This is a genomic window from Pseudooceanicola spongiae (assembly GCF_014899185.1).
Taxonomy (GTDB): Bacteria; Pseudomonadota; Alphaproteobacteria; order Rhodobacterales; family Rhodobacteraceae; genus Pseudooceanicola; species Pseudooceanicola spongiae.
The window spans coordinates 1384055-1408338 of sequence record NZ_CP045201.1 but is presented as its reverse complement, the minus strand read 5'-3'; the positions used below and the strand labels follow the sequence as shown (position 1 = coordinate 1408338).

General features: G+C 63.1%; 22 protein-coding genes and 1 tRNA gene. 14 read left to right on the top strand and 9 right to left on the bottom strand.

Annotated features, from left to right (window positions below; translation table 11 throughout):
- Positions 1-88: 88 nt before the first annotated feature.
- Positions 89-985, bottom strand: coding sequence for a LysR family transcriptional regulator (locus F3W81_RS06680; RefSeq protein WP_193082840.1), 897 nt, complete (start codon positions 983-985; stop codon positions 89-91).
- An 88-nt stretch (positions 986-1073) separates the two neighbouring features.
- On the opposite strand from F3W81_RS06680, the gene F3W81_RS06675 reads away from it, so the two are divergent.
- From F3W81_RS06675 to F3W81_RS06650, 6 genes are all read left to right on the top strand, one after another.
- Positions 1074-2219, top strand: a complete 1146-nt coding sequence (locus tag F3W81_RS06675) for an ABC transporter ATP-binding protein (protein WP_193082839.1) — start codon at positions 1074-1076, stop codon at positions 2217-2219.
- The gene (locus F3W81_RS06670) at positions 2212-3189 is read left to right on the top strand and encodes a carbohydrate ABC transporter permease (RefSeq protein WP_226941895.1); all 978 of its coding nucleotides are present in this window, start codon (positions 2212-2214) and stop codon (positions 3187-3189) included. The genes F3W81_RS06675 and F3W81_RS06670 overlap by 8 nt, the downstream gene beginning before the upstream one ends.
- On the top strand, positions 3186-4079 hold the full coding sequence (locus F3W81_RS06665) for a carbohydrate ABC transporter permease (RefSeq protein ID WP_193082838.1): 894 nt from the start codon (positions 3186-3188) through the stop codon (positions 4077-4079). The genes F3W81_RS06670 and F3W81_RS06665 overlap by 4 nt, the downstream gene beginning before the upstream one ends.
- Before the next feature lie 39 nt (positions 4080-4118).
- Positions 4119-5366, top strand: coding sequence for an ABC transporter substrate-binding protein (locus F3W81_RS06660; protein ID WP_193082837.1), 1248 nt, complete (start codon positions 4119-4121; stop codon positions 5364-5366).
- 63 nt (positions 5367-5429) lie between these two features.
- A complete protein-coding gene (locus F3W81_RS06655) occupies positions 5430-6284 on the top strand; it encodes a phosphodiesterase (protein WP_193082836.1) in 855 nt (284 codons plus the stop codon).
- A complete protein-coding gene (locus F3W81_RS06650; RefSeq protein WP_193082835.1) occupies positions 6284-7039 on the top strand; it encodes an HAD-IIA family hydrolase in 756 nt (251 codons plus the stop codon). The genes F3W81_RS06655 and F3W81_RS06650 overlap by 1 nt, the downstream gene beginning before the upstream one ends.
- 125 nt (positions 7040-7164) lie before the next feature.
- On the opposite strand, the gene F3W81_RS06645 is transcribed toward F3W81_RS06650, so the two are convergent.
- Positions 7165-7722, bottom strand: a complete 558-nt coding sequence (locus F3W81_RS06645) for a bifunctional transcriptional activator/DNA repair enzyme AdaA (RefSeq protein ID WP_193082834.1) — start codon at positions 7720-7722, stop codon at positions 7165-7167.
- A 126-nt stretch (positions 7723-7848) separates the two neighbouring features.
- Here F3W81_RS06645 and F3W81_RS06640 point away from each other — a divergent pair, with 126 nt between their 5' ends.
- Positions 7849-8787, top strand: a complete 939-nt coding sequence (locus F3W81_RS06640) for a DMT family transporter (protein ID WP_226941894.1) — start codon at positions 7849-7851, stop codon at positions 8785-8787.
- Positions 8788-8847: 60 nt separating this feature from the next.
- Here the strand turns inward: F3W81_RS06640 and F3W81_RS06635 are convergent, their stop codons facing one another.
- The 3 genes from F3W81_RS06635 to F3W81_RS06625 all read right to left on the bottom strand — a co-directional run bounded on the left by F3W81_RS06635 (position 8848) and on the right by F3W81_RS06625 (position 12588).
- Positions 8848-9384 carry a YaeQ family protein gene (locus tag F3W81_RS06635; protein ID WP_193082833.1) on the bottom strand — a complete coding sequence of 179 codons (537 nt, stop codon included), beginning with the start codon at positions 9382-9384 and terminating at the stop codon, positions 8848-8850.
- A gap of 403 nt (positions 9385-9787) precedes the next feature.
- Complete coding sequence (locus F3W81_RS06630; protein WP_193082832.1) at positions 9788-11626, bottom strand: heavy metal translocating P-type ATPase; 1839 nt, start codon at positions 11624-11626, stop codon at positions 9788-9790.
- A 191-nt stretch (positions 11627-11817) separates the two neighbouring features.
- Positions 11818-12588 (bottom strand): cytochrome c, encoded by a 771-nt coding sequence (locus tag F3W81_RS06625; protein ID WP_193082831.1) that lies wholly within the window; start codon positions 12586-12588, stop codon positions 11818-11820.
- A 358-nt stretch (positions 12589-12946) separates the two neighbouring features.
- Between F3W81_RS06625 and F3W81_RS06620 the strand changes: the two genes are divergently transcribed.
- Entirely contained in the window at positions 12947-13165 is a 219-nt protein-coding gene (locus F3W81_RS06620; protein ID WP_226941893.1) for a hypothetical protein, read from the top strand.
- A 26-nt stretch (positions 13166-13191) separates the two neighbouring features.
- On the opposite strand, the gene F3W81_RS06615 is transcribed toward F3W81_RS06620, so the two are convergent.
- A complete protein-coding gene (locus F3W81_RS06615) occupies positions 13192-13581 on the bottom strand; it encodes a sugar dehydrogenase complex small subunit (protein ID WP_193082829.1) in 390 nt (129 codons plus the stop codon).
- 945 nt (positions 13582-14526) lie between these two features.
- Here F3W81_RS06615 and F3W81_RS06610 point away from each other — a divergent pair.
- The 4 genes from F3W81_RS06610 to F3W81_RS06595 all read left to right on the top strand — a co-directional run bounded on the left by F3W81_RS06610 (position 14527) and on the right by F3W81_RS06595 (position 19486).
- On the top strand, positions 14527-16092 hold the full coding sequence (locus F3W81_RS06610; protein ID WP_193082828.1) for an SLC13 family permease: 1566 nt from the start codon (positions 14527-14529) through the stop codon (positions 16090-16092).
- Positions 16093-16283: 191 nt separating this feature from the next.
- Positions 16284-16703 carry a PACE efflux transporter gene (locus F3W81_RS06605; RefSeq protein WP_193082827.1) on the top strand — a complete coding sequence of 140 codons (420 nt, stop codon included), beginning with the start codon at positions 16284-16286 and terminating at the stop codon, positions 16701-16703.
- A 196-nt stretch (positions 16704-16899) separates the two neighbouring features.
- Complete coding sequence (locus tag F3W81_RS06600) at positions 16900-17469, top strand: cupredoxin domain-containing protein (RefSeq protein ID WP_319022297.1); 570 nt, start codon at positions 16900-16902, stop codon at positions 17467-17469.
- Between the two features lie 268 nt (positions 17470-17737).
- Positions 17738-19486 (top strand): sugar phosphorylase, encoded by a 1749-nt coding sequence (locus F3W81_RS06595; RefSeq protein ID WP_193082826.1) that lies wholly within the window; start codon positions 17738-17740, stop codon positions 19484-19486.
- A gap of 41 nt (positions 19487-19527) precedes the next feature.
- Here F3W81_RS06595 and F3W81_RS06590 read toward each other — a convergent pair whose 3' ends face one another.
- Positions 19528-20748: a glycosyltransferase family protein gene (locus F3W81_RS06590; protein ID WP_193082825.1), complete on the bottom strand. Its 1221-nt coding sequence runs from the start codon at positions 20746-20748 to the stop codon at positions 19528-19530.
- Between the two features lie 60 nt (positions 20749-20808).
- Positions 20809-21591 (bottom strand): HAD-IIB family hydrolase, encoded by a 783-nt coding sequence (locus F3W81_RS06585; protein WP_193082824.1) that lies wholly within the window; start codon positions 21589-21591, stop codon positions 20809-20811.
- A gap of 47 nt (positions 21592-21638) precedes the next feature.
- On the opposite strand from F3W81_RS06585, the gene F3W81_RS06580 reads away from it, so the two are divergent.
- A tRNA-Val gene (locus F3W81_RS06580) sits at positions 21639-21714 on the top strand.
- Positions 21715-22388: 674 nt separating this feature from the next.
- A complete protein-coding gene (locus F3W81_RS06575) occupies positions 22389-23378 on the top strand; it encodes an NADPH:quinone reductase (RefSeq protein ID WP_193082823.1) in 990 nt (329 codons plus the stop codon).
- A gap of 90 nt (positions 23379-23468) precedes the next feature.
- Here F3W81_RS06575 and F3W81_RS20815 read toward each other — a convergent pair whose 3' ends face one another.
- On the bottom strand, positions 23469-24167 hold the full coding sequence (locus tag F3W81_RS20815) for an NUDIX hydrolase (RefSeq protein ID WP_226941891.1): 699 nt from the start codon (positions 24165-24167) through the stop codon (positions 23469-23471).
- Between the last annotated feature and the right edge of the window lie 117 nt (positions 24168-24284).

The following is a 24284-nucleotide window of genomic DNA, read 5'->3' as shown; positions in this document are numbered from 1 at the left end:
CGGGTCGCGAGCATCCGCCCCGCTGATACCTCAGCAAATATGTCCATGGCCTCTGAAGCGGCCCCTCGGGCAAGGAATGCTCGAGTCCCTAAATTTCACGGCGATCGAAGGCAAAGAAAACCTCCGGCAAGGTGCCTTTGGTGGCCCGCAGGGTAAAGACGTAGTCGGCCCGTTCAAGATGCATGTCACGGCAGGGGATCTGGATGAACCCATCCTGACGGCTGGCGCCCTTGTTCCACATAAAGCCAACCCCGAGCCGATGGGCGACAGCATCCAGAACGCCGTCGCGAGTATCGAGCACGATGGAGGCCCGCGGAGAAAGCCCTGCTGTCTTAAAGGCTTCATCGACGACACGCTGGGTTGAGGAGCCTCCCGTGCGCATGATCAGCCGCTCCTGCATCAGGTCGCGACACGTCACCTCGGCTTGGGTCGCAAGCGGGTGCTGGGGGTGGACGATCACCACGACGGACTGGCTCTGGATCTTGCGCCGTTTGAAGCGGGGCTGGTCGGGAACCTCTGGCAGCACGGCCACATCGACGCGGCCTTCGGTCACGGCCTGCACGATCTTGCTCCAGCTGCCCATCTCGATCTTCACGTTCACGTTTGGAAAATGATCCTGAAACGCGGCAATCAGCGCCATCCCCGGCAACGGATTTCCCAGACCAACGCGCAGCTCGCCCTGCTCCAACGTGCTGTGTTGCGACAGGATTTTCGCAATGCGCTCTCCCGCATCCTCGATCTCGCGCGAGGTCTTGTAGATGTCCTGACAGAGCGACGTGGGCACCATGTCATTGGCGATCCGTTTGAACAATTCCACGCTCAGCGCCCGTTCCAGATCGCGCACCTGCTGGCTGATCGTCGCCTGCGAGACTTCCATACGGCGTGCGGCGGCGGAAAAGCTGCCGGTTTCCATCACGCTGTTGAGGGCGCGCAGGCGCGCAAGGGTCAGGGCGGCAAGCGCCTCTTTGGGCAACAAGGTCTTCATGCGTCCCCTATAGGAACTCCCTGTAACCGTAACATGACTGTCGTAGAACTTTCCTATGAAGCCCCCGAACAGAGCGAAGGGGGCCGTCATGGCAACTATCCAATTCCGAGATATCCGAAAGTCATTTGGGGACACCGATGTGCTCAAGGGCGTCGGGCTCGACGTCGCGGACGGTGAATTTCTGTCGCTCGTCGGGCCGTCGGGCTGCGGGAAATCCACCTTGCTGCGGATTCTGGCGGGGCTGGAAAGTCAGACCAGCGGCTCGGTGATGATCGGCGGCAAACCGGTCGACGGGCTGCATGCCGCAGACCGCGACCTTGCCATGGTGTTTCAAAGCTACGCGCTTTACCCGCATCTCACCGTGGCCGAAAACATCGCTGTGCCGCTGACCATGCGCCGTCTGTCGCGCGCCCAGCGGTTGCCGCTGGTCGGTCGCCTGCTGCCCGGCTGCAAGGCAACGCGCACCGAGATCGGCACCACCGTGCGCGAAGCGGCCGAGATGCTCGACATCGCGCATCTGCTCGACCGCAAGCCCGGGCAGCTCTCGGGCGGTCAGCGTCAGCGTGTTGCCGTTGGGCGGGCGCTGGTGCGCGAGCCTTCGGCGTTTCTGCTGGACGAGCCGCTGTCCAATCTCGACGCCAAGATGCGGGTGCATATGCGCGCCGAGATTGCCCAGCTCAACCGCAGCCTCGGCGCGACCTTTGTCTATGTGACCCACGATCAGGCCGAGGCGATGACCATGTCCGACCGCATTGCGGTGATGATGGAGGGCGAGTTGCTGCAGGTCGGCACGCCTGACGCGCTCTATGACCACCCTCAGGATATCCGGGTGGCACAGTTCATCGGCTCGCCCGCGATCAACATCCTGCCGGTCGATACCGATGCCAGCGGCGCGATCCACATGTGCGACATGGCCACGGGGCTGCGGGCAGGGGGCACCCCCATCGAGCATCTGGGCGTGCGCCCCGAGGCGCTGATCCCGTGTGATGAGGATGGCTTCGTCGTGGGCCGCGTGCGGCTGATCGAGAACCTCGGCTCTGACCTCTTCGTGCAACTGGACGCCGCCGGTGTGCCCTTGCCGGTGACGGTGCGCTTACCGTCCGAGGCGCGGGGCCGCGTCAAGCTCCGTGACGTGATGCAATTGACCGCGGACCCGGCACGGATCTGCGGCTTTGACGTTGCGGGCAAAGCGGCCCCCGTGGTCGCGATTGAAAAGGTGGCAAGCCATGTCTGATGCAGCTTCCCTCTCTCACGCCGTCCCGAAACAGCAGCGGATTGCGCGCCCTGAGCGTCGGCAGGCCCGTGCTGGGATTGTGCTCTTTGCGCCGGCGTTTGTGTTGTTGATCCTGATCCTGATCGTGCCCGTTGTCGTCGCGGGGATCCTGTCGATGACCGACTACACCCTGGGTCGCCCGAGCATCGACTGGGTGGGTTTGCGCAACTACGTCGACATTTTCACCGGCTCCTCCTATCGCAAGATGATCGTGGCCACGGTGCTGTACGTCGTGCTCGTGGTCCCGGCCTCGGTCTTCCTGGGCCTTGGGGCGGCGCTTCTGATCCGCTCGCTCAACGTCGGGCAGTCGTTTTACAAGACCATCTATTTCCTGCCGGTCATGGCGTCGCTTCTGGCCATGGCCATTGTCTGGGAATTTGCCCTGCACCCGACGCTGGGGATCGTGAACCGTACGCTTGCCATGGGGTGCGGCACGCCGCTGGAGTGGTGGCCATGGTTTGCGCGCGGCTGCGCCGAGGGCTTTCCGCTCTGGCTCGGGGATCGGGACTATGCGCTCTATACCCTTGCGTTCATCGGCGTCTGGCAGAGCTTCGGCTTCAACATGGTGCTGTATCTGGCCGGTCTGACCTCGGTGCCGAGTGACCTCTACGGTGCAGCCTCCATGGATGGCGTCAAGAGCGGCTGGGAGCGGTTTCGCCTGATCACCTGGCCGATGCTGGGGCCAACAACGGTCTTTGTCGTCACCATCACGATGATCCGCTCGTTTCAGGTCTTTGACACGGTCGAGGCGCTGACCCACGGCGGGCCTGCCAAGTCCACCTATGTGATGATCTATGCGATCTACGAAAAGGGCATTGCGCAGAACCTTGTGGGCCTTGGCGCGGCGATCACCATCCTCTTTCTGGCCTTTGTCATGCTGATCAGCGTGGCGCAGCGCCGCTTTGTCGAACGCAAGGTGCACTACCAATGACCTACCGCTTTTCCACCCGCCAGACGCTGGCCCATGTGGTCCTGATCCTTGGCGCCGTGATCGTGCTGTTGCCGTTCTACGTGATGATCTCGACCTCGCTCAAATCACCTGCCGAGATTGCCACAGGCACGGGCGGCGTGTTCGGATCTCAGGCGCTGTTTGCGGATCAGACCTGCCTGACCCTCGGCGGCAGCAAGGCCGATTGCCTCGTGCGCCCCGTGCTCGACAACTACACCAAGGCCTTCACCGAAGCGCCGATGTGGCGCTACCTGCTGAACGGCGTCATCGTCACCCTGTCGATCTTTGCACTGCAGACGCTGGTCGCGGTGCCTGCCGCCTATGCGCTGGCCAAGCTCAGGTTCTGGGGCCGCGACGCCGCCTTTGCGCTGGTGCTGTTCTGCCTGCTGATCCCGGTCCATGCTATTGCACTGCCGCTTTATCTGATGCTGGCGAAGCTGGGGCTGACCAACAGCTACGCCGCCCTCATCCTGCCCTGGACCGTGTCGGCCTTCGGCATCTTCCTGATGCGGCAATTCTTCATGACCGTGCCCGACGATCTGATCGACGCCGCGCGCATGGATGGCATGGGCGAGTTCGCGATCATCTGGCGCGTCATGTTGCCCACCGCAATCCCGGCGCTGCTGGCCTTTGCGATCTTCTCGGTCGTGGCGCATTGGAACGACTATTTCTGGCCGCGCATCGTCATCACCGGCGACCGCAGCCTGTTCACGCCGCCCTTGGGCCTTCGCGAATTCAAAGGCGATCTGGGCGGCGATTTCTACGGCCCGATGATGGCCAGCGCCACGATCATCGCCGTGCCCCTTGTCGTCGCCTTCCTGCTCGCACAGCGCCGTTTCATCGACGGGATCACGCTGTCGGGCATGAAATAACCCCCCTTCACACTGCCAGTCTCCCAAAGGATTTCTCCCGTGAAAAAGCTTCTGCCTCTCTCCACCGCTCTGCTGGTTGCCATGGCGACCACTCAGGCCCATGCCGTCGATATCGAAGTGGGCTACGCCTATTCCGCGACCTTCGATCTGACCTTTGAACGGATCATGCAGGATTTTGCCAAATCCCATCCCGACATCACCGTCCACTTCCGCGCCACGTATGAGAACTACGAGGACGCAACCAACACCGTCCTGCGCGAAGCCGTCGCCAATACGCTGCCCGACGTGTCCTTTCAGGCGCTGAACCGTCAGGCTTTGCTGGTCGAGCGTGGCATCGCCAAACCGCTCGACGCCTATATCGCCGCCGAGCCGGATTTCGAGACGGAGGGCTATCACAAGGCCATGCTCGACCTGTCGACCTTTGACGGGCACATCTATGGCCTGCCGTTCTCCGTCTCGACCCCGATCAGCTTTTACAACCGTGACATTCTGAACGCCGCCGGCGTGGATACCTTGCCCGCGACCTGGGACGAGGTCATTGCGGCCTGCCAGCTGATCAAGGAAAAGACCGACAAGGAGCCGCTCTATTGGGAGTGGAACATTTCCGGCAACTGGCTGCTGCAGGCCGCGATGTGGAGCCAGGGGGTGCCGATGATCAAGGACGGCAAGCTGAACATGGACAACCCCGAGGGCCTCAGGGCGCTTGAGACGGCCAAGGCGATCTTTCAGGACTGCGGCATGAAAAACGTCATCGGCGGCGATGCGGCCAAGTCACTGGCGGCGGGCGAACTGGGCATGTTCTTCAGCTCGACCGCCTATGTCGGCTTTGTCGACCGCTCCAAGGTCGGCGACTGGGACTTTGTGACCGCGCCCTATCCGGGGTTCGACGGCGCGCCACAGGCGCTGCCGGCTGGCGGCAACTCCGCGATGCTGACCTCGACCTCGCAGGACCCAGAGGTCCTTCAGGCCGCATGGGAGTTCATCAAGTTCACCACCTCGGGCGAGGGTGCTGCCGCCGTGGCGCTGACCACCGGCTACGTGCCGCCGAACAAGGTGGCGAACGAGCTGCTGATGCAGGACCTCTATGCCAAGAACCCCAACAAGCTCACCGCCGTCAATCAGCTGCCGCTGCTGTCGGAGTGGTTCGCATATCCCGGCGATAACGGTCTGGCCGTAACACAGGTGATCGAGGACTATCTCGAAGCTATTTTCGTCGGAGACGCCACTGATATGACAGAGCTGCGCGACGAGATGGTCGAAGAGGTCAACGCCCTGTTGCCGCACTAAACCCGTCGCACTCACAAGGCGCGGCGGCGCTGTCGCCGCGCTGCATTTCCGAAGGATATGAAGATGACCGTTCCCCTCCGTTTCGCCGTTCTCACCGATCTGCATTTTGTCCCCGACGGCCAGACGATCTATGGCTTCGACCCCCGCACCTGCCTCAGACGCGCGCTCGATTTCCTCGACAGCCTGCCGCAGGTGGATTTTCTGGTGATCATCGGCGATCTGAGCGACCGCGGCGAACAGGCCGCCTATGAGAGCCTGCAGAACGAGCTTGCGCGCCTCTCGATCCCGGTGATCCTGATGGTCGGCAACCACGACGCCCGTGCGCCGTTCCGCGCGGTCTTCCCGGATGCCCCGCGCGACGATAATGGCTTTGTGCAGGGTCTGCATGTATTTGATCAGGCGAGCCTGATCACCCTCGACACGCTGATCGACGAGCCGCAGGTGCATCACGGCGCGCTCTGCGACGACCGCCTCGCGTTTCTGGAAACCGCGCTGCGCGAAGCCCCCGCTGACCGGCCTGTCCTGTTGTTCCAGCATCACCCGCCGATGGACCTGTCGATCCCGCCGATGGACGCCATCCGCCTGCACGATGATGCCGCCGAACTGGCGACCTTCGCGCGCGCGGGCCGCAAACCCGACTACCTGTTCATGGGTCACGTTCATCGCCCGATCACCGGGCTGTGGCACGGCATCCCGTTCCATATCCAGCGCGCCCTGATGCACCAGGTTCATCACGAATTTGACCAGCCGGGCCGGATCATGGGCAGCATCGAGGCCCCCGATCTGGCCTATGTCACCGTCACCGATGGCACGATCCTGATCCATGACTGCTCCTTCGCCTATGACGGTCCGGTCTACGATCTGGAATCCTCGGACGCTGCCGCCGCTGCGTCACCCCAAGACCTGGAGCGGTTCTGATGCACCTTGACGCCTATGACGGCTTTCTCTGCGATCTCGATGGCTGTCTGATTTCCGGCACAACCGTCCTGCCGGGGGCAAAGGCTCTGCTCGACTACGCCGGTGACCGGCTGATCATCCTGAGCAATAATTCCACGGATACGCCTGCCACCCTGTCGGCCCGTCTCAAGCAGCTTGGCCTTTCGGCCCCGCCAGAGCGGATCGTGCTGGCGGGCACCGCCGCGCTGGATCATCTGGCGCAGATCGGTGGCGTGCGGCTCAGGCTCTACGCGAGTGCCGATCTGCGCGCCTATGCGCAGCCCCTCGGTCTGTCGCTTGACAGCGCTGAGCCGACGCATGTCCTGCTGACGCGGGACGAGACCTTCGGATACAGTGACCTGCGCGACGTGATCGCACTGCTGGCGCGGGGCGCAGAGCTGTTTGTCGCCAACCCCGATGAAAGCCACCCCGGTCCGGATGGCATGCCAGTGCCGGAAACCGGCAGTCTGCTTGCAGCGGTTCTGAGCGTTCTGCCCGACCTGCGCTATACCGTGATCGGCAAACCCGAAGCGGGCCTCTACCACGCCGCCCTTGTGCGATTGTCCGGCGATCCGCGCCGCGTTCTTGCGATTGGCGACAACCCGAAGACGGACGCCGCAGGCGCGGCGCGGCTCGGCTTTGACTGCGCTCTGGTGGGCGCGGATCATGGGGAATGGACGGATCTCGACCATTTTCTCGCGGCGGGGCGGGCCGACAAGCGTCACGCGCAACATTGAGAAGGCCTTGAGGGATCGCCTGGTCGAGGGCGCTCCCCGAGGCCTTTCGCAGTGCCCCCTCTAAATCTCCATGCCGCGCAAAAACGCCTCGGGCAGCTTGAGGCACACCGCCCCGTCGGCGGTCCTCATTTTCGCCGGCGGATCGACGACGGCGGCCGCCCGTAGAGCGCCTGAAACACCGCATTGAACCGTCTGACGCTGCCGAAGCCCGATTGGAATGCAATCTCGGTGATCGGCAGCGTGGTTTCGTCCAGCAGGCGCTTTGCACGTCCGATCCGCATCGTCTGCGCGGTCTGAAGCGGCGAGGCCCCGATGTGATCCCTGAACAGGCGCGACAGATGCCGGGTGCCGACCCCCAGACGATCCGCCAGCGCCGCGACGCTCGCCGAATCCAGCGCCCCGTCTTCGATCAGCTTCAGGGCCCGCTCCACCGTGGTCTGCGTACCTTTCCACGCGGCACAGAAAGGCGCGGTCTCGGGCCTGCAGCGCAGACAGGGGCGATAGCCCGCCTGTTCGGCCGCCGCCGCCGTCGCATAATAGCTGACGTTGCGGGTCAGTGGATGCTTCACCGGGCAGACCGGGCGGCAGTAGATTTTGGTCGTGCGGACAGCTGTGAAGAACTTTCCGTCAAACGCCGGATCGCGCCTCAACCGTGCCTCGTTGCATGTGTCAAAATCGAGCATGCCGCGAGAGTAGAGCCGAAATCCGCTTTTGACGAGCAGGGACGGATGATGAGGTCCGAAAAGGGCCAGTGCTCCGCCACGGAAGTCTGTATACCCCGCCCAGATCAACCGTTTGCGGATAATGCCATGCGTATGACCCTACAGGACTGGGCCCTTCTATTTCTGCTGTCTCTCCTCTGGGGCGGCTCGTTCTTCTTTGTCGCCGTCGCGATAAAGGAGCTGCCGCCCCTGACCATCGTCAGCCTGCGCGCCAGCATCGCGGCCCTGACCCTGATCGGGATACTGCGGTTGCAGGGCGAGAGATGGCCCTTCGCCAGAGGGGCGATCCTGCCCTTCTTCGTCATGGGGTTGCTGAACAATCTGCTGCCGTTCAGCCTGTTGTTCTGGGCGCAGACGATGATCCCCAGCAGCCTCGCCTCGATCCTGAATGCGGCGACGCCGATCTTTGCGATCATCGTCGCGCACTTCCTTCTGGCGGACGAGCGGATGGCGACGCACAAGGCCATCGGACTGCTGTTCGGCTTTCTGGGTGTGGTCGTCTTGCTCGGCGGCGATCTTCTGGGCGGCGCCAGCATTGCCTCGCTGGGGATGCTGGCCTGTCTCGGGGCGGCACTGGCCTATGGCTTTGCCAGCGTTTACGGGCGCAGGTTCAAGGCCATGCGCCTGACGTCGACGCAGGTGGCCTTCGGTCAGCTGGCCGCAACCACCACCATGATGATCCCGATCGTCTCGATCGTCGACCGGCCCTGGACCTTGCCGCTGCCCGGCCTGCCGGTGATTGCAGCGGTTCTGGCGCTCGCCATCGTTTCGACCGCGCTGGCCTATGTGATCTACTTTCGCATTCTGGCGTCCGCAGGGGCGGTCAACGTCGGCCTCGTCACCCTGCTTGTGCCGGTCAGTGCCATCCTGCTGGGCACGCTTATTCTGGGCGAGGATCTGGCCCGCCAGCACTATATCGGCATGGCCCTTATCGGCATTGGCCTGCTGGCGATTGACGGGCGCATCGCGGATCGCATGAAAGGCAAAGGCACAGCGGACGCGCCTTCGCACGCGCCCAAGCAATGACGGCGCTTTGCGCCGCGCCCTTCAGCGCGTCGCGGGCGGGTCGATACGCAACGAGCAGACCTATTTCCACGACACCGGCGTGATGTAGACGATGCTATCGTCTACACTGACCATGACATCGCCATCCTGAATGTTCACCTGCAGCTTCATCGACCGGCTCGCCAGTTTCGCCAGATCACCGGTATCCGTTTCCGACAGATTGAAGACCTGAAGATTGTCAAAGCGCGTGGTGCTGTTCTTGATCTTGTCCCACCAGATTTCAGCCGTTCTGCCACCGTAGCAATAGATGATCACCTTCTTGGATTTGCCACAGGATTGCCGCACGACCTTCTCGCTCGGAAGTCCCAGCGCCACCCAGAGTTCCATCTCGTCGCTCAGGCTCTTTTGCCAGATGTCCGGCTCGTCATCTGTGGACAGGCCCTTGGTCAGTTCCAACTGCTCATTGGCATTCAGAGCAAAGGCGAGAAGGCGCACCATCAACCTCTCATCCGTCTCGGAGGGATGTTTGGCAACGGTCAGTTTATGGGTCTCATAATAGTGACGATCCATGTCGGACACGGAAAGTTCAACTTTATAAATAGTGGATTTTTGCGCCATGATCAGTCCCGGAATAGCGAAGAGGGGATGCTTAACGCGTCCGGTGGGCATGTGAAAGCGGATAAGCAGAGGCCCCTATGCAAACAGGGATTGCCGGGGTGGGTGACGGATCGCTCCAAGACAGATGCGCGGTGTGATGGTACCGCGATACTTGCCGAGCCTGACCGGGCAGAGGGGCAGTGTTGCAACCTCACGCATGGAGCGGACATCCCCCTTCCCGAACCCTTCGGCGACGCGGACGCCCTCAGCAGTGCCGACGGCTGGAGACGCCGCTCGGTTTCCCTTCGATCCCGCAGGACCCGCCCACACCGTCGTCCTCGCGCGTTTCAGACCACGGCAAGACATCGCCCCAGAGCAACGCGTCAATTGCCGTGGCGCTGTGGCAGGACCGACAGACCCACACTCAACCGGGCCTGACCCTCAGCGCCCTGAGCGCATTCAGGATGACGGCGACATCGATCGCCTCCTGCGCGACGGCGCCCTGCACGGGCGTGAGATAGCCCAAGGCCGCCACAACCATCCCGGCAACCGACAGGCCAATCCCGGCGGCAACGCTCTGCAGGGCGATCCGGCGGGCCTGTTGCGCGACCTCGATCCCCGGCAGCAGCCGGTTGAGGTCATCGACCAGCAACACCACATCGGCCGCCTCGGCCGAGGCTGCAGCGCCGCGCGCGCCCATGGCGACACCGATGTCCGCGGCCGCAAGGGCAGGGGCGTCGTTCACCCCGTCCCCGACCATCATCACGCGCCCCGCCTTGCGCTCGGAGACGACCAGCTGCACCTTCTGATCCGGCGTCAGTTCGGCGTGCACCGCATCAAGGTGCAAGCCCTGCGTCACCGCCTCGGCCACGGCACGGCGGTCGCCGGTGGCCAGCAAGATGCGCGAGATGCCCAGCCGCCGCAGCCCGCTCAGCAAATCCGCGGTGCCGGGGCGCAGGGCGTCCGCCATCATCAGGTGGCCCGCAAGCTGCCCGTCGACGCCAACCGCGACGACGACCGATCCGGCGCTGGCGATTTCCTCGTCAGGCCGCGCGCCGCCCAGCTGCGCCGAAACGAAGGTCGCGCCGCCGACCACGACCCTGTGACCATCGACCTCGCCCGAAACGCCTTCGCCGGGCGTCTCGACGATGGACTGCGGCATCGGCAGGGGCAGGCCGCGCGCCGTGGCAGCGGTGACAATGGCCTGCGCGATCGGGTGTTTCGACGCCTGATCAAGGGCGGCGGCGAAAGACAGGCAGTCGTCCTGCGACAGTGCCCCCCGCGTCTGGATCGACACGATCTGGGGCCGACCGTCGGTCAGCGTGCCGGTCTTGTCGAGGATCAGCGTGGTGATCCGGGCCAGCGCCTCCAGCGGTTGCGCGCCCTTGATCAGAACGCCGAAATGCGCCGCCCGCGACAGGCCCGCCACCAGCGCCACCGGCACCGCAAGGATCAGCGGGCAGGGGGTCGCGATGACCAGAACCGCCACGGCGCGGATCGGATCGCCACTGACCCACCATGCGGCGGTCGCAAGGACAACGGTGATCAACAGGAAGATCAGCGACCAGCGGTCCGCCAGCCGCGCCATCGGCGCTTTTGAGGCCTGCGCCGCCTCGACCAGACGCACGATCCCCGCATAGGTGCTGTCGGCGGCGGCCCGCGCCACATGCAGATCAAACGCCTCGCCCGCGTTGGTCGCGCCGCTCATGACCTCCTCGCCCAGGGCGGCGCGCACCGGCATCGCCTCTCCCGTCAGGGCGGAGAGGTCGAGGATCGCGCTACCGGAGGCGACGGTGCCGTCGACCGGGGCCACATCGCCCTGCCGGATCAGCAGAAGGTCGCCCGGCGCGACCTCCTCCAGCGGCACATCCTGCAGCGCGCCCTCCCGGTGCCGCGTCGCGGTGCGCGGCACGCGGGACAAAAGCGCGCTCATCTCGCGGCGGGCGCGGCCTTCGGCGAACTGCTCAAGGAAGGTGCCGCTGGCATACATCAGCGCCACGACCGACGCCGCGAGCATCTCGCCAAACAGCAGCGCCGCCGACATCGACAGCGCCGCCACAATGTCGAGGCCGACCTCGCCCTTCAGCAGACTGCGCAGGATTTCGACCAGCAGCGCCAGCAGTACAGGGCCGACGCCGACCGCCCAGGCGATGGCCGCAACGTCCGGCCGCCCGAACAGCCACAGAGCGATGCCGGTGACCAGTCCAAGGGCCGCGACAGCCGTCAAGGCGCGCGCAAGGTAGTCCGGGCGCAGGTGGGTCATGCCGTCGCGCTCCCCGGTGCCGACAGGCCGGGGGCCCGCAGAGGGGCGGATCGCCCGGGCAGTCTTGGCATCTCGTGGCAGTGCGGCGCAGGCTTAGACAGGCTCATCACAGGCGACATCCCTTTTCCCGATGGTCGCAGGATGCACCGTCCGCGCGGCGATGAGGTTGATGCAGGTCAACTTCATCGCCGCTATTTGCACAATTGCCAAAGGGATGCCGGCTCCACCCCCGCTCGCCGCACGCCGCTGTCCTGTCCTGCGATCAGGCGGTCCGCCGACGCCGCTTTCGGATCATCAGCAGCCCCACCACAAGGACGCAACCAAGGTCCATCAGCACCCTCACTAGCGTCAGCAGGTTCGGGGTCGGACGCCTGTACGTCAAAGGACCGGCTCCCAAAGGCCTCACTCGCAGTGGCCGTCTGCGTCGCAATCTCCGCGTCGCTTGGCAGGTTGAAGGCGTTCTCCTGAGTGCCGAAAGGCGGCATGAAGACATGCGGATAGGTCGCCATCGCCCGAAGATCCTGCATCATTCTGGAAAAGCTGTGCTCGACCGCCTCTGCCATGCTTCCCCCGGCCTTGCCCTCCGTGCGGCCGGTCGTAAGGTCGGCGACGATCTCGTCCCGGAACCCGCTGCCGATCCCGGCCTCGGGGGCGGAGGGGATGTTGGTCGCATACCATACCCCGACCTGAGGACCGCCCATAGCGCGGATCAGTACGGCGCGCGCAGTGTGACAGGTGGCGCAATGCGCCGCCCCTTTGACAAGGCCGGCGCCCCGGTTCCCCCCGATCATCGAGGCACGGATATTGAAGGGAAACGGCAGCGCGGTGGTGCCGACCGGCAGGTTCACCGTCGCCACCCCGGTCATGCAATAGGCATAAGCCGCCTGCATGTCCGCACCGGTGCTGTTGGTGCAGGCGGTGCAGGGTATCGCCACCGGGCCGAGAGTGGTTGGCGTGGTCATGCGCCCGGCAATCGGCATCGACCACCAAAGGTGCCGGATCGTTGCCCATGATCGTGCCCCACCTGATCTGCGGCATCGGATAGTCCATGGAGCGCGGCAGCGGCGGCCATTGGTCGGCAGGCTCCGAGGGGTCACAGATGCCCAGCGCCCGTTCGGTCATGGTGTCGCAGCGATCCAGCGTCTGGTCGCCGAACGCCCAGTCGCGCCCAACCCCGAAGAGCGACTTCAGCGGCATGTCCTCGGGGGTGAGACGCCAGCTCTTGCCCACCCAGTACCATGTCGAGTCGCCGCATAGCGCAGATAGTTGGGGGGAGGCGTCCGGCCCGGTGCTCACCAGATGGTCTTGCCGATGAAACGGATGCGGCGCCCAGTCCGCTGGCGGATAGGGGGCCTTGGCACCGGGCTTGGCGTCCAGCGGCAGGGTGCGGTCATTCTCGACGATCTGGGCCTGCGTGACACGCGGCCCGGCTTCGATCATCAGCACGTCGAGGCCCGCGTCGAGGCCGTGTCCCGTGACGGCGACGCCGATCACTCCGGTGCCGACTTGCGAGGCACTGGTCATGGTGTGGCGTTCTGAAACAGGTCAAAACCACGGCAGGGCGGTCAGTGGCATAAAGGTCTCGCCCCCAGGCGTTCGGCGCAGAAAAGCCGAAGGTGGGGATTGGTGAACAGGGTCGCCTCCCGCTCGGCAAAGGAGGAGGCGGTGAACCAGCCCACGATCACCCAATAGGCGAAATCGCGGGTCGGGCCCTCCGGAAGATTGTCGAAGACATCCTCGACACAGGCGCTGTTCCTTGCGTCGGCAGCGGCAGTGATCTGCGCCAGCATCCCAGCCAGATCCCGATATCTGGTCGCCGCGGAGGCCGCGATACGCGCGCCGATGGCCGGGTTCAGATCAGGGTTCATGAGGCGCTGTGAGACGTCGAGGAACGCCCCTCCCATGCCGGAAGCGGACGCCGCGCGCAAAAGCAATGGCACGCCGAGGCTCGCCATTGCGGATATTGTTCCAAACAGGCACTGACGCCGGTTGGCGCGGACGAAAGCGGGTTTCATGGGAAAGGGATTTCGGGTTTCCCGGGGGGCGGGGATCGGATGCGACCCGCCAGCGCGAAATCACCCGGAACGCGCGACTGGCCTACGACGTCCTTGGCGCAAACAGCGGCAGGGGCACCCGCCTGATGACGGACGAGGCGATGCGCCTCCGTCTACCGCCCCGCGCGCACGGTCACGCATTTCGACCACTTCACTGCCCTCGCCGCGATGATCGAGGCGGGCAGGGGCGTCAGTGCCCTGCCTACCGCCAATCGCCCGTTGCGCGATCATCCCGTGCCCTGCGCGGTGCGGCTGTCGAGCCTTTGGTGACGCGGAATCTCGGCGTGCTGACCTCGACCAGAGGCGGCGCGATCTCCCGCCCGTTGCAGCGCTTGCGTGATCATCTCCCCCCTGCTGCCGAGGATCGCAACGAGGCATGACCGCCCGTTGATCTGCCCGCACAGGACGAGGGGCCAGCCAGAGACCTCTTCTGGGCGTCCTGACCACCTGCTCAGCGCACGACACTATGCCCCCGCACCCCCGAAAATGGCGATTTTCACCGCAACGCATCAAGCCTCACAGTAAGTTGAAGACCTGCTGTCCCTCAGTACCCCGCCCCCCGCGAAAACCGGTTCCGAGCCTTTCCGGCCCCGTCCCGCGTCTCCGGGGCCTGAGGGGCAGGGGCCACGGGCGCATTTGGCGCACCCCCCCTCTGCGCCGCGTCAACAGCGCGGCGCAAGGCTGAGCCCCACCGCGTGCCCGACCGCGCCCCGAACCGCCGTGCCGTCTCTTGTCCCTGTCGGGCAGACATGGCAAATCGGCGCCCGAGAAATGCAGGCGGGGTCCCTTTGGGTGCCGGACGTTGCACCGGGCCCGACATGTCGGGCCGCGATCAAGGAGAAACCGATGGACGAACCGACCCGCCACCAGGGCGAATACGAACAGCATGGCCCGCAGGATGACGCGCCGCCCAAATCGGCCCGGCTGATCTGGGCCTTTCGGGTGTTCGGCCTTGCGGCGGCGCTTCTGGTCTGGCTGCTGCTCGGGCTCTCTGCGGATCTGGGGGCCGACGCGCGCTGCGTGGCCGCCGTGGCCACGCTGATGGCGATCTGGTGGATGACCGAAGCGATCCCGCTCGCCGCGACCTCGCTGCTGCCCATCGTGCTGATCCCCATGCTGACCGAGCGCAGCGTCAGCGAGGCGACGGCCCCCTATGCCAGCTCCATCGTCTTTCTGTTCCTCGGCGGCTTTCTGATCGCCATTGCGATGGAAAAGTGGAATCTGCACCGCCGCGTGGCCCTGCTGACGCTGGTGCGTGTCGGCGTCTCGCCCCGGCGGATCGTGCTGGGGCTGATGCTCGCGACCGGGTTCCTGTCGATGTGGGTCTCCAACACGGCAACGACGCTGATGATGCTGCCCATCGGCATGTCGGTGCTCGCCCTTGTCAGCGAACGCTCCGCCCGGCCCGAGGGGCAGAGCGACGCGAGCCAGTCCGAAAACCTGCGTCAGTTCGGCGTCTGCCTTGTTCTGGCGATTGCCTGGTCGGCGTCGATGGGCGGCCTCGGCACGCTGCTCGGCTCGCCCCCCAATGCCATCGTCGCGGGCTACGCAGCGGACGAGCTTGGCCGTCAGATCGGGTTTTTCGAGTGGATGATGGTGGGCTTCCCGCTGGCGCTGACCTTCATCCTGATCGGCTGGGTGCTGATGACCCGCGTCCTCTACCGCTTCGAGATCAGCGAGATCCCCGGCGGCAAGGAAATGATCGAGGGCGAGATCCGCAAGCTTGGCCCGCTGACCCAAGGCGAAAAGATGGTCCTGCTGGTGTTCTGCTCGGCCGCCTTTCTCTGGGTGGTGCCGGGTCTGCTGGTCAATATTCCGGCCATCGGCGCGCGCTTCGGCTGGCTCGGTGGGCTGGATGACACTGCCATCGCCATTGCTGCCGGTCTCGCCATGTTCATCCTGCCCGCCCGTGGCAGCAACGAGATGGTGCTGAACTGGTCCGATGCCGAGGATGGCCTGCCCTGGGGCGTGTTGCTGCTGTTCGGCGGCGGTCTCAGCCTTGCGGGCGCGGTCGGCGCCAGCGGTCTGGACCAGTGGTTCGGTCAGCAGGTCACCGGCCTCAGCGTGTTGCCCTCCATCCTGCTGGTGGCGGCCATCGCGGCGATCGTGCTGTTCCTGACCGAAGTCACCAGCAACACCGCCACCGCCGCGACCTTCATTCCGGTGCTCGGCGGCGTCGCCGTGGGGATCGGCATGGACCCGATGACCCTGCTCATTCCCGCAGCCTTTGCGGCAACCTGTGCCTTCATGCTGCCCGTCGGCACGCCTCCGAATGCCATCGTCTTCGGCACCGGGGCCGTCACCATCGGGCAAATGGCACGCGGCGGCGTGGTGCTGAACATCATCGGCATCTTCCTGATCACCGCCTTTTGCTACCTGCTGGGCGGCGTCGCCCTCGGGCTCGAGTTCTGAGGCCAACCCCGGGCCGCAACCCAACCAGACCTCTCCGGGCCGCCCTGCCATGCAGGTGCGGCCCGGTGCTTTTCTCACGTCGCGCAATCTGGACAAATGCCCGCCGCTGCCCTACATGCGGCGGGCGAGGACGACCTCCCCCATCAGGGCAGCACACCGGGACGACCCGGGTTTCACATGGGGTGAAAATCATGCGAACCACACGCGCACGCATCTTCCACGCAATCAGCTTCGAAGTCATCGGCATCCTTCTGTTCGTGCCTCTTGCACAGGCGGGCTTTGGCATGCCGGCACAGGATATCGGGATCGTGGCCGTCGTCGGCGCCACGGTGGCGATGCTGTGGAACTACGTCTACAACCTGTGCTTTGACCGGCTGATGAAGCGCTGGCGCGGCACGGTCCACAAGACCCTGCTGATCCGGGTCGGCCACGCCCTGTTGTTCGAGGTCGGGCTGCTGGCCTTCACCTTGCCCTTCATCGCGCTCTACCTCGGGATCGGTCTCTGGCAGGCGCTGATGCTGGATATCGCCATTGCCCTGTTCTATCTGGTCTATGCCTTCGTCTTTAACTGGACCTTTGACCGCGCCTTTCCCTTGCCCAAGGGCGCCTAGCGACGGATCACGCAATCGTATGCCGTCCCGCAGGGGGCAGGTGATTGACAGACTGACCCACGGCAGAGATCACTTGCGTCAAGACGTATCATCCCTTCGCGACTGTCAGCTGCTGTCCTGCGTCGCGCTGACCCTGCGTGAGAGAGCACCCGCTGATCTGAGGGCGTGCCGCGCCCAACCCCATTGAGGCTCGCCCATGAAGATCATGTTTCTGACCACCACCGTCGTCTCCCTCGCCCTCGGCAGCGCCGCTTATGCCAGCGGCGATCACGCTGGCACCCATGCTGAGCCACAAGGCAGCAGCGCACCCTCGGCCCACGGCCACGGCGAAATGATGATGGGCCACGACGATGCAAAGGCCGAAGGCCATGGCGACGATCACGCCATGATGGCCATCGGCCACCCCGCGACAGGTGCGGCGGCGCGCACCGTCACCGTCACCATGAAAGAGACCGACGACGGCATGGCCTTCGCGCCGGCCAGCCTCGACTTCGCGACAGGCGAGACGGTGATGATCCACCTCACCAACGCGGGCGCGCTTGAGCATGAATTCGTCATGGACACCCCCGAGGACATCCTCGTGCACAAGACGATGATGGAGGACTCCCCCGAGATGGCGCATAGCGACGCCAACGCCCTGCGGCTGGAACCGGGCGCGAAAGGGCAGATCCTGTGGACCTTCGCCAACGCGGGCCGCTTTGAATTTGCCTGCCTGATCCCAGGCCACTACGACGCCGGGATGCACGGAGCGCTGAATATCCACTGACCGGTTACCGTTCAGATACCGACGCAATACCGACATGCCGTTTTGGCGGTTTTGCCCCGCCTTGCCCGGTTGTCGCGGCGGCCCCTTTCCACCTCCGGCGCCGCGCCGTGCTCCCCGTCGCGCCCGAAAGCCGGGGCACCTGCCGGAGTGCCTTCTGAGCCGTCATTCTGCCCCCGATTGTGTCCGCTTGCGCAGCGATTTGGACGATCTGCTTGAAACCTTAGCCTTTTTCTGGAAAGTCTTGGGGACTGTAGCGGAGCATTTCCTGATGACATCCGAGTATTCCTCGACCTTCCGACACAAACTCGACGCGCTGGTCCGCCAGATTTACCCCGATCATGACGTCGAAACTGTCGCCACCGGCCTCACAAAGGCCTTCTGGCCCGAAGGCTCGATGCCGCGCAAACGGGGCAGGGTGCCCGGAAACCGGCAATGGTCCGAACGCGATGCCTTGGTGATCACCTATGGCAATTCGATCATCGACGGCGTGCATAAGCCGCTGGATTTGCTACGTGATTTTCTGCAAAACCAGCTGAGCGGTGTGGTCAACGGCGTGCATATCCTGCCGTTTTTTCCCTATACATCGGATGATGGTTTTGCGGTGACCGACTATCGCGCAGTCAATCCCATCCTTGGTGACTGGTCGGACATCCAGCGCATCGGCTCGGAGTTCCTGCTGATGTCGGATCTTGTGCTGAACCACGTCTCCAGCTCCTCAGCCTGGTTCAACGCCTACCGGCAAGGCCATGAACCCTATGACAAATTTTTCTTCGAAGCCTCCCCGGACGAGGATCTGTCGATGGTCGTGCGCCCGCGCACACATCCGCTGCTGCGCGAGGTCGAGACATCCCGCGGCAAGCGCCACGTCTGGTGTACCTTCAGCCACGATCAGGTGGATCTGGATTTTCGCAACCCCGACGTGCTGATGGAATTCTTCCGCGTCATGCGACTTCATATCGACAACGGTGTCCGCATCGTGCGTCTCGATGCCGTCGCCTTCATCTGGAAGGAAGCGGGCACCAAGTCGATCCACATGCCCCAGACCCATGCCATCGTGCGCATGATGCGTCTTTTTGCCGATTTTGCCTCCGAACCGGTGATCCTGCTGACCGAAACCAACGTGCCAAATCAGGAAAACCTCAGTTATTTCGGCAACCGCAACGAGGCACATGCGGTCTATAACTTTTCCCTGCCGCCGCTGGTGTTGCACGCCATGATGGCAGGGACGGCGAAGAACCTGATCCGCTGGCAAGGCTCGATGCCACCGGCGCAACTGGGCTGTGCCTATCTGAACTTCACCGCCTCGCATGACGGTATCGGGATGCGCCCTGCCGAGGGGATCTTGTCGGCCGGTGACACGCAGGCGGTCATCGACTCGGTGCGCAGCTTTGGCGGGCGTGTGTCGATGCGCGCGCTGCCCGGCGGCGGCGAGGCGCCGTATGAGCTGAATATCACCTGGTTCGAGGCGATGAAGGGCACCTTCAACGGTCCCGACGCGCATCAGATCGACCGCTTTCTGGCGTCGCAAACGCTTGTCATGGCGCTGGAGGGCATCCCGGCCTTCTACATCCATTCGCTACTCGCCAGCCCGAACGACCTCGAAGGTGTTGAAAAGTCAGGGCATAATCGGGCCATCAACCGGCATCGCTGGGAATATGACCACCTGCAGGCCTTGCTGGAAGACCCTGAAAGCCCGCAGCATATCGTGCTGAGCGAGATGCGTCGCCGCATCAGCATCCGCAAGCGCCAGCGCGGCTTTCACCCCAATGCGACGCAGTTCACGCTGCAACTGGACGACCGAATTTTCGGGGTTTGGCGGCAGAGCCTGGATCGCGATCAGTCGATCTTTGCCCTGCACAATGTCTCGGATCAGGCGCTCGACATTGACCCGCTGTCGATCAATCTGATCGAGGGCGAAGACTGGGTCGACCTGCTGAGTGGCGAGGCGATCGTGCCCGACGGCACCCCGATCAGCTTTGCCCCGTATCAGTGCCGCTGGATCACCAACCGCGGCTAAGGGCTTGTGGCGGCGGGATTATCCCGCCGCCGTTGGTCAGCTTAGACGAACTCCTTCAGATCCTCTGCCACGGCCTTGAGCATATCCGCCATCAGGTCTGGGTCGGCAGAATGCACGCGGTTCCACGTCGGGATGAACGGCGTGGCGGAGGGGTTGTCGAGGAACATCTGCCCCGCTTCGATGATATTCTCGGCAAACAGCTCGACCGAGTTCTCCTCCTGGTGGCGGTCGACGTAGAGACCGTTGGCCTTGGCATCGTCGTAGTAGCTGTCGAGCAGGTCGAGCGCCGAGCGATAATACGTCGCTTTCAGGGTGCGGAAAATCTCCTCGTTGAAGACCGTGCCGTCGGCAGCCAGCTTGCGATAGAGCGCCTTGCAGATGTCGATCGACATGCGGCTGAGGCCCTGCGTCTTGTCCTCGGGGCTGAGGTCCTGATGCTTGTGATCGTAGTTGTCCGCAATCTCGACCTGACAGACCGATTTCGGGGCGAGGTTGCGCCAGGCTTCAGACAGCACGCCGATCTCAAGGCCCCAGTCGGAGGGAATTCGCAGGTCGGGCAGGATGCCGGTGCGCATCGCCATTTCACCCGACAGCGGATAGCGGAAGGCGCGCAGGTAATCGAGGTAGTCGCGGTCCCCGATGGTTTTCTTCAATGAAATCAGCAGGGGAGAGACCAGCATCCGGCTGACGCGCCCGTTGATCTTGTTATTGCCGACCCGCGCGTAATATCCCTTGGACAGCTGGTAGGAGAAGTTCGGGTTGGCCACCGGATAGACCATGCGGTGCAGCATGTCCTTGGTGTAGGTGACGATGTCGCAGTCGTGGATCGCCACGACCGAACTGTCGGCGCAGGCGATCAGAAAGCCGAGGCAACCCCAGACGTTCTTGCCCTTGCCCGGCTCAATCGGGCCAAGCCCGAGGTCTTCCAGACGCTTGTGGATCGCGATCATGCGGGGACTGTCGTTCCAGATCACCACATGGTTCTGCGGCAGCACCGAAAAGAACTGGCGGGCGTGGCGGTATTGCTCTTCGCTGGCGCGGTCGAGGCCGATGACGATGCGATGCAAATAGGGCACCTCGGCCAGCTCGGCCAGGATGTTGGGCAGGGCGTCGCCCTCAAGCTCGGAAAACAGCGAGGGCAGGACCAGGCTGATCTTGCGCGAGGTTGCAAAACTGGCCAGCTCGCGCGCCATATCCTCGGAACTGCGGGTGCGCAGGTTGTGAATGGTCGCGATATTGCCGTTTTGATGAAAATCTGCCACCGGGGGCTCCTTGGAAATGGGTCGGCCAGGGCAAGCTGGCGCGAAAAAGGCGCGGGTCTCTTACTGCGCTGCTAGTTTTGATATTAGCTTTTGCATCATCTCATTCCAGCCTTCGGGGCCGAATTTTGTACTGCGCAGGATGCGCCCCTCCTGCTCTCCCGCAAGTTCTGGCAGGGGGGTGCTATGCGCATTGCTGATGATCACACCAAGATCGGCATGTTCCAACATCTCAACGTCGTTTGGTGCGTCGCCAAGCGCAATTAAACGCGGACTGCCAAAGAGTTGCGCGGCTTCCTTCATACGATCCGCCTTGGTGCCGCCAAATGACAGCGTCAGATAGCGCCCCCCCCGGCGCGCCTTAATCCCCTTGGCCGAAAGCGCCGCGATAAAAGCAGCTTCCCCCTCGGGTGAGCCTGACCAGATGCCGGGTTCGGAATAGCTGCGCTGACAGGCCATTTCTGCGGCGGCGGCCTTCAGTCCGGCATTTTCGGCCACGCCTTCTGGCCCCATGTCGCCGAAACCGCGAAAGGCGCGCCGCAGGTCCGGTGCGACGTCGTCCAGTAAGCGACGCAGGCGGGCGTAGCCATCGCCTCTTGCGGGGGGCACGTCATGAGGGGCCAGCAGGCCGGCGCCGTTTTCCACGATTGCAGGCGATGCGCTGAGGCCGAGGTCGTCGCGCAACACGGCAATCTCTGGCCCGGTCTTGGAGGAGGCGAGCACCACCGGGATTGCCATCTCTTTCAGCCGTGACAGGGCTGGCAAGGCCGCGTCATAGCTGTAGGTTTCGTGGTCGAGCAGGGTGCCGTCGAGATCCGTAAACACCATGAAGGGAATTTTGGTCATGTCACCTCTTGCGTGTCATGCGGGAGTTGCTGTAGAGGAACCCCGGCGGGTGATTAGCTCAGTTGGTAGAGCGCTTCGTTTACACCGAAGATGTCGGCGGTTCGAGCCCGTCATTACCCACCATACTTTCAACAGCTTGATTGAAGTCTAGCCTTTTTGGTTACCAATCCAAGAGGCAAGTTTCCCAATTTCAGGAAGTAGGCGCGCCGTTTCGCGGTTCATGTGCGCCGCCTTCTGCTGCCGTGCATAGTGCCTGGACATGGTTTCTGTCAGGTGGCCGAGCAAGGACCGCGCTTAAGTCGTGGGCTTTGAATGTACTCCATCTTTCTCGACGCAGATCCGGTGCGAGGTTGCTCAAGATGCGACGGTTCTTCGAAGGACGTGGCGCGGTGATCTGAGGCGGTTGGCCCTCCCGGCGTTGGGGGCTGCCGCCATCGCAGAGGGCGGGGCGTCTGAAAATCTTGGCGGACCGACGTTGACCGGTCATAGAACAGAAATTTTCGTACAGCCGGAACTGGAGAAAAATGCCTTAACGGAAGAGGTTAGGAGGTGACGCTGACCAGTGCATGAGGAGAGGTCAATGAGGGTTTAGCTGAAAGCCGTCGGCTCTGGTGTTAAGAATGTGAAGGAGAACTTACGAGTTAATCTCTACCTGTTTCGGTATCATCTCCCTCCAGATTATGCGGCGCAAGGTCATGGCAACTCTTCAAATCGTACATCGTCGGGTCGCAAGGATTGTATGGCTCTCACCTTTGCCACAATGTGGCGCAAAGACATGTATCGCAAGGAAACCTATCATGCGCGCAATCACCTATTCCAAACTTGGCACGGCTAAAGACGTTCTGCATTTGCAAGACTTGAATGACGTGACACCGCAAGCGGGCGAAGTGCGGGTGGCGATATCCTTTTCCGGTGTGAACCCGTCAGACGTGAAATCGCGCAGAGGTCGTCCGGGGGTGGAGCGGCCTGCCTTCGATACCGTTATCCCCCATAGTGACGGTGCTGGCGTGATCGAGGCGGTGGGTGGCGGCGTGGACAAAGCGCGCATCGGTCAACGGGTCTGGATCTGGAATGGTCAATGGCAGCGCGCCTATGGCACCGCAGCCAGCCATATCACCCTTCCGGTAGATTTGGTTGTGCCATTGCCAGACGCCGTAAGCCTTGAAACGGGGGCTATTCTTGGAATTCCCGGATTGACTGCCGCACAAGCCGTCTTTGGCGGTGGTGACATCACGGGACAGACTGTGCTGATACAAGGTGGTGCGGGCACTGTCGGTCTGTTGGCCGTACAGCTGGCAAAATGGGGCGGTGCAAAAGTGATCTCCACATGCAGTCCGCGTGATATGGAGCGGGTCAAGGCCGCGGGTGCTGACAGTGTGCTTGACTATAGCGCAGAGGATCTGGCCGCCCAAATCCTCGCTGCAAATGATGGTGCGTTGATCCCGACAATCGTCGAGGTTGAATTTGGCCTCAATGTGGCTCTGGACGCAGAGGTGATTGCTCCAAATGGCCGGCTGGCCGCCTATGGTTCAGCCAAAGACATGGAGCCGACGTTACCATTCCTGCCCTTGCTGTTCAAAGCCGTGACCATCGACATCATCCTGATCTATCTGCTGCCAAAGGTTGAGCGCGACGTGATGATTGCCAAGCTGCACAGCGCCCTCGATGCGGATGCACTTTCCTGCCCGGTTGAGTCTATCTACACGTTGGAGGACTGCGTCGCGGCCCACGAAGCCGTTGAAGCAGGTGGGCGTATCGGCGCAATCTTGCTAAAATGCGACGGCTGAACGCAACACGAACTACGATTAGTCTCCGCGTGCCTCTGGACGTGGCTCGGATCGACCTTGAAAAACACGATACATTTTCTGGAGATCGCATTATCCATGATGGCCGCAGTCTTCGTCTTGTTGGGCCGAACCAGACTTGTAGCACCGCAGCGCACTGATTGCTCCCTGAGGAAATTGCCTTGGCGTCGACAAGCGAAGGAAAGGCCGTTCGAGTTCTTCGTTCGTGGCACAGCTATAGTTATGCTGCTGCCGCGAGATCCCGAGGCCAGTTTTCTGGATGCTGATGCTCAACACGCCGCTGCCGCGTTCAATTGATGCAAGCTTCTCGACCGGCAGAGAAGCGATCCAAGCGGATCTGGGAAACCCGACTTTCAGAACGGATTCTGTCATATTTTGCGCTGTGCCGCCGCGACAAGAGCAGACGCTGAGGGCCTCTGCCGCTTTTGTGCGCGGTCGACATTCTTCAGAGCGGACAAAGTGTAGGTTCGTTGCGGCGGCACCAATGACTGCTCCGCCAAAGCTCGTGTCTGTAAAAGTGCCTTCTAGCCCCGCAGGCGCCTCGACCAGTGCAGCGAACCCACCGTTCAGATACGCCGGGAGCCGGAACTGGCGCGTCAGCAAGACGCAATCCTTGTGCGGATTGTAGAGGAGGCTTTCACATGCCTCGTTTACAAGGCCCGGTTTCGCATCGCTGCCGGTCGAGCCGTCTGCAACCTCATCCAGATCTGCAGTTGCGCGCCGAGTGTAGGCTTTCAGGAAATCGACCTCAGTATCGCGCGGCTGCAGCATAGCTATTGCTGCGCTTGGCCCGAGCATCGCGAAAAGGCTGGGAGCGGTCTCATGCACACACCACAACCCGTCAGTGGCACCCTACGCTGAAAATGTGGGCACTGCGCCGCCGCAAAT

Excerpts from the sequence above, each read along its gene's own strand:
- F3W81_RS06680 (WP_193082840.1), bottom strand. The coding sequence starts at position 985 with ATGAAGACCTTGTTGCCCAAAGAGGCGCTTGCCGCCCTGACCCTTGCG.
- F3W81_RS06675 (WP_193082839.1), top strand. The coding sequence starts at position 1,074 with ATGGCAACTATCCAATTCCGAGATATCCGAAAGTCATTTGGGGACACC.
- F3W81_RS06670 (WP_226941895.1), top strand. The coding sequence starts at position 2,212 with ATGTCTGATGCAGCTTCCCTCTCTCACGCCGTCCCGAAACAGCAGCGG.
- F3W81_RS06665 (WP_193082838.1), top strand. The coding sequence starts at position 3,186 with ATGACCTACCGCTTTTCCACCCGCCAGACGCTGGCCCATGTGGTCCTG.
- F3W81_RS06655 (WP_193082836.1), top strand. The coding sequence starts at position 5,430 with ATGACCGTTCCCCTCCGTTTCGCCGTTCTCACCGATCTGCATTTTGTC.
- F3W81_RS06650 (WP_193082835.1), top strand. The coding sequence starts at position 6,284 with ATGCACCTTGACGCCTATGACGGCTTTCTCTGCGATCTCGATGGCTGT.
- F3W81_RS06645 (WP_193082834.1), bottom strand. The coding sequence starts at position 7,722 with ATGCTCGATTTTGACACATGCAACGAGGCACGGTTGAGGCGCGATCCG.
- F3W81_RS06640 (WP_226941894.1), top strand. The coding sequence starts at position 7,849 with ATGCGTATGACCCTACAGGACTGGGCCCTTCTATTTCTGCTGTCTCTC.
- F3W81_RS06635 (WP_193082833.1), bottom strand. The coding sequence starts at position 9,384 with ATGGCGCAAAAATCCACTATTTATAAAGTTGAACTTTCCGTGTCCGAC.
- F3W81_RS06630 (WP_193082832.1), bottom strand. The coding sequence starts at position 11,626 with ATGACCCACCTGCGCCCGGACTACCTTGCGCGCGCCTTGACGGCTGTC.
- F3W81_RS06625 (WP_193082831.1), bottom strand. The coding sequence starts at position 12,588 with ATGACCACGCCAACCACTCTCGGCCCGGTGGCGATACCCTGCACCGCC.
- F3W81_RS06620 (WP_226941893.1), top strand. The coding sequence starts at position 12,947 with ATGCGGCGCCCAGTCCGCTGGCGGATAGGGGGCCTTGGCACCGGGCTT.
- F3W81_RS06615 (WP_193082829.1), bottom strand. The coding sequence starts at position 13,581 with ATGGCGAGCCTCGGCGTGCCATTGCTTTTGCGCGCGGCGTCCGCTTCC.
- F3W81_RS06610 (WP_193082828.1), top strand. The coding sequence starts at position 14,527 with ATGGACGAACCGACCCGCCACCAGGGCGAATACGAACAGCATGGCCCG.
- F3W81_RS06605 (WP_193082827.1), top strand. The coding sequence starts at position 16,284 with ATGCGAACCACACGCGCACGCATCTTCCACGCAATCAGCTTCGAAGTC.
- F3W81_RS06600 (WP_319022297.1), top strand. The coding sequence starts at position 16,900 with ATGAAGATCATGTTTCTGACCACCACCGTCGTCTCCCTCGCCCTCGGC.
- F3W81_RS06595 (WP_193082826.1), top strand. The coding sequence starts at position 17,738 with ATGACATCCGAGTATTCCTCGACCTTCCGACACAAACTCGACGCGCTG.
- F3W81_RS06585 (WP_193082824.1), bottom strand. The coding sequence starts at position 21,591 with ATGACCAAAATTCCCTTCATGGTGTTTACGGATCTCGACGGCACCCTG.
- F3W81_RS06575 (WP_193082823.1), top strand. The coding sequence starts at position 22,389 with ATGCGCGCAATCACCTATTCCAAACTTGGCACGGCTAAAGACGTTCTG.
- F3W81_RS20815 (WP_226941891.1), bottom strand. The coding sequence starts at position 24,167 with ATGCTGCAGCCGCGCGATACTGAGGTCGATTTCCTGAAAGCCTACACT.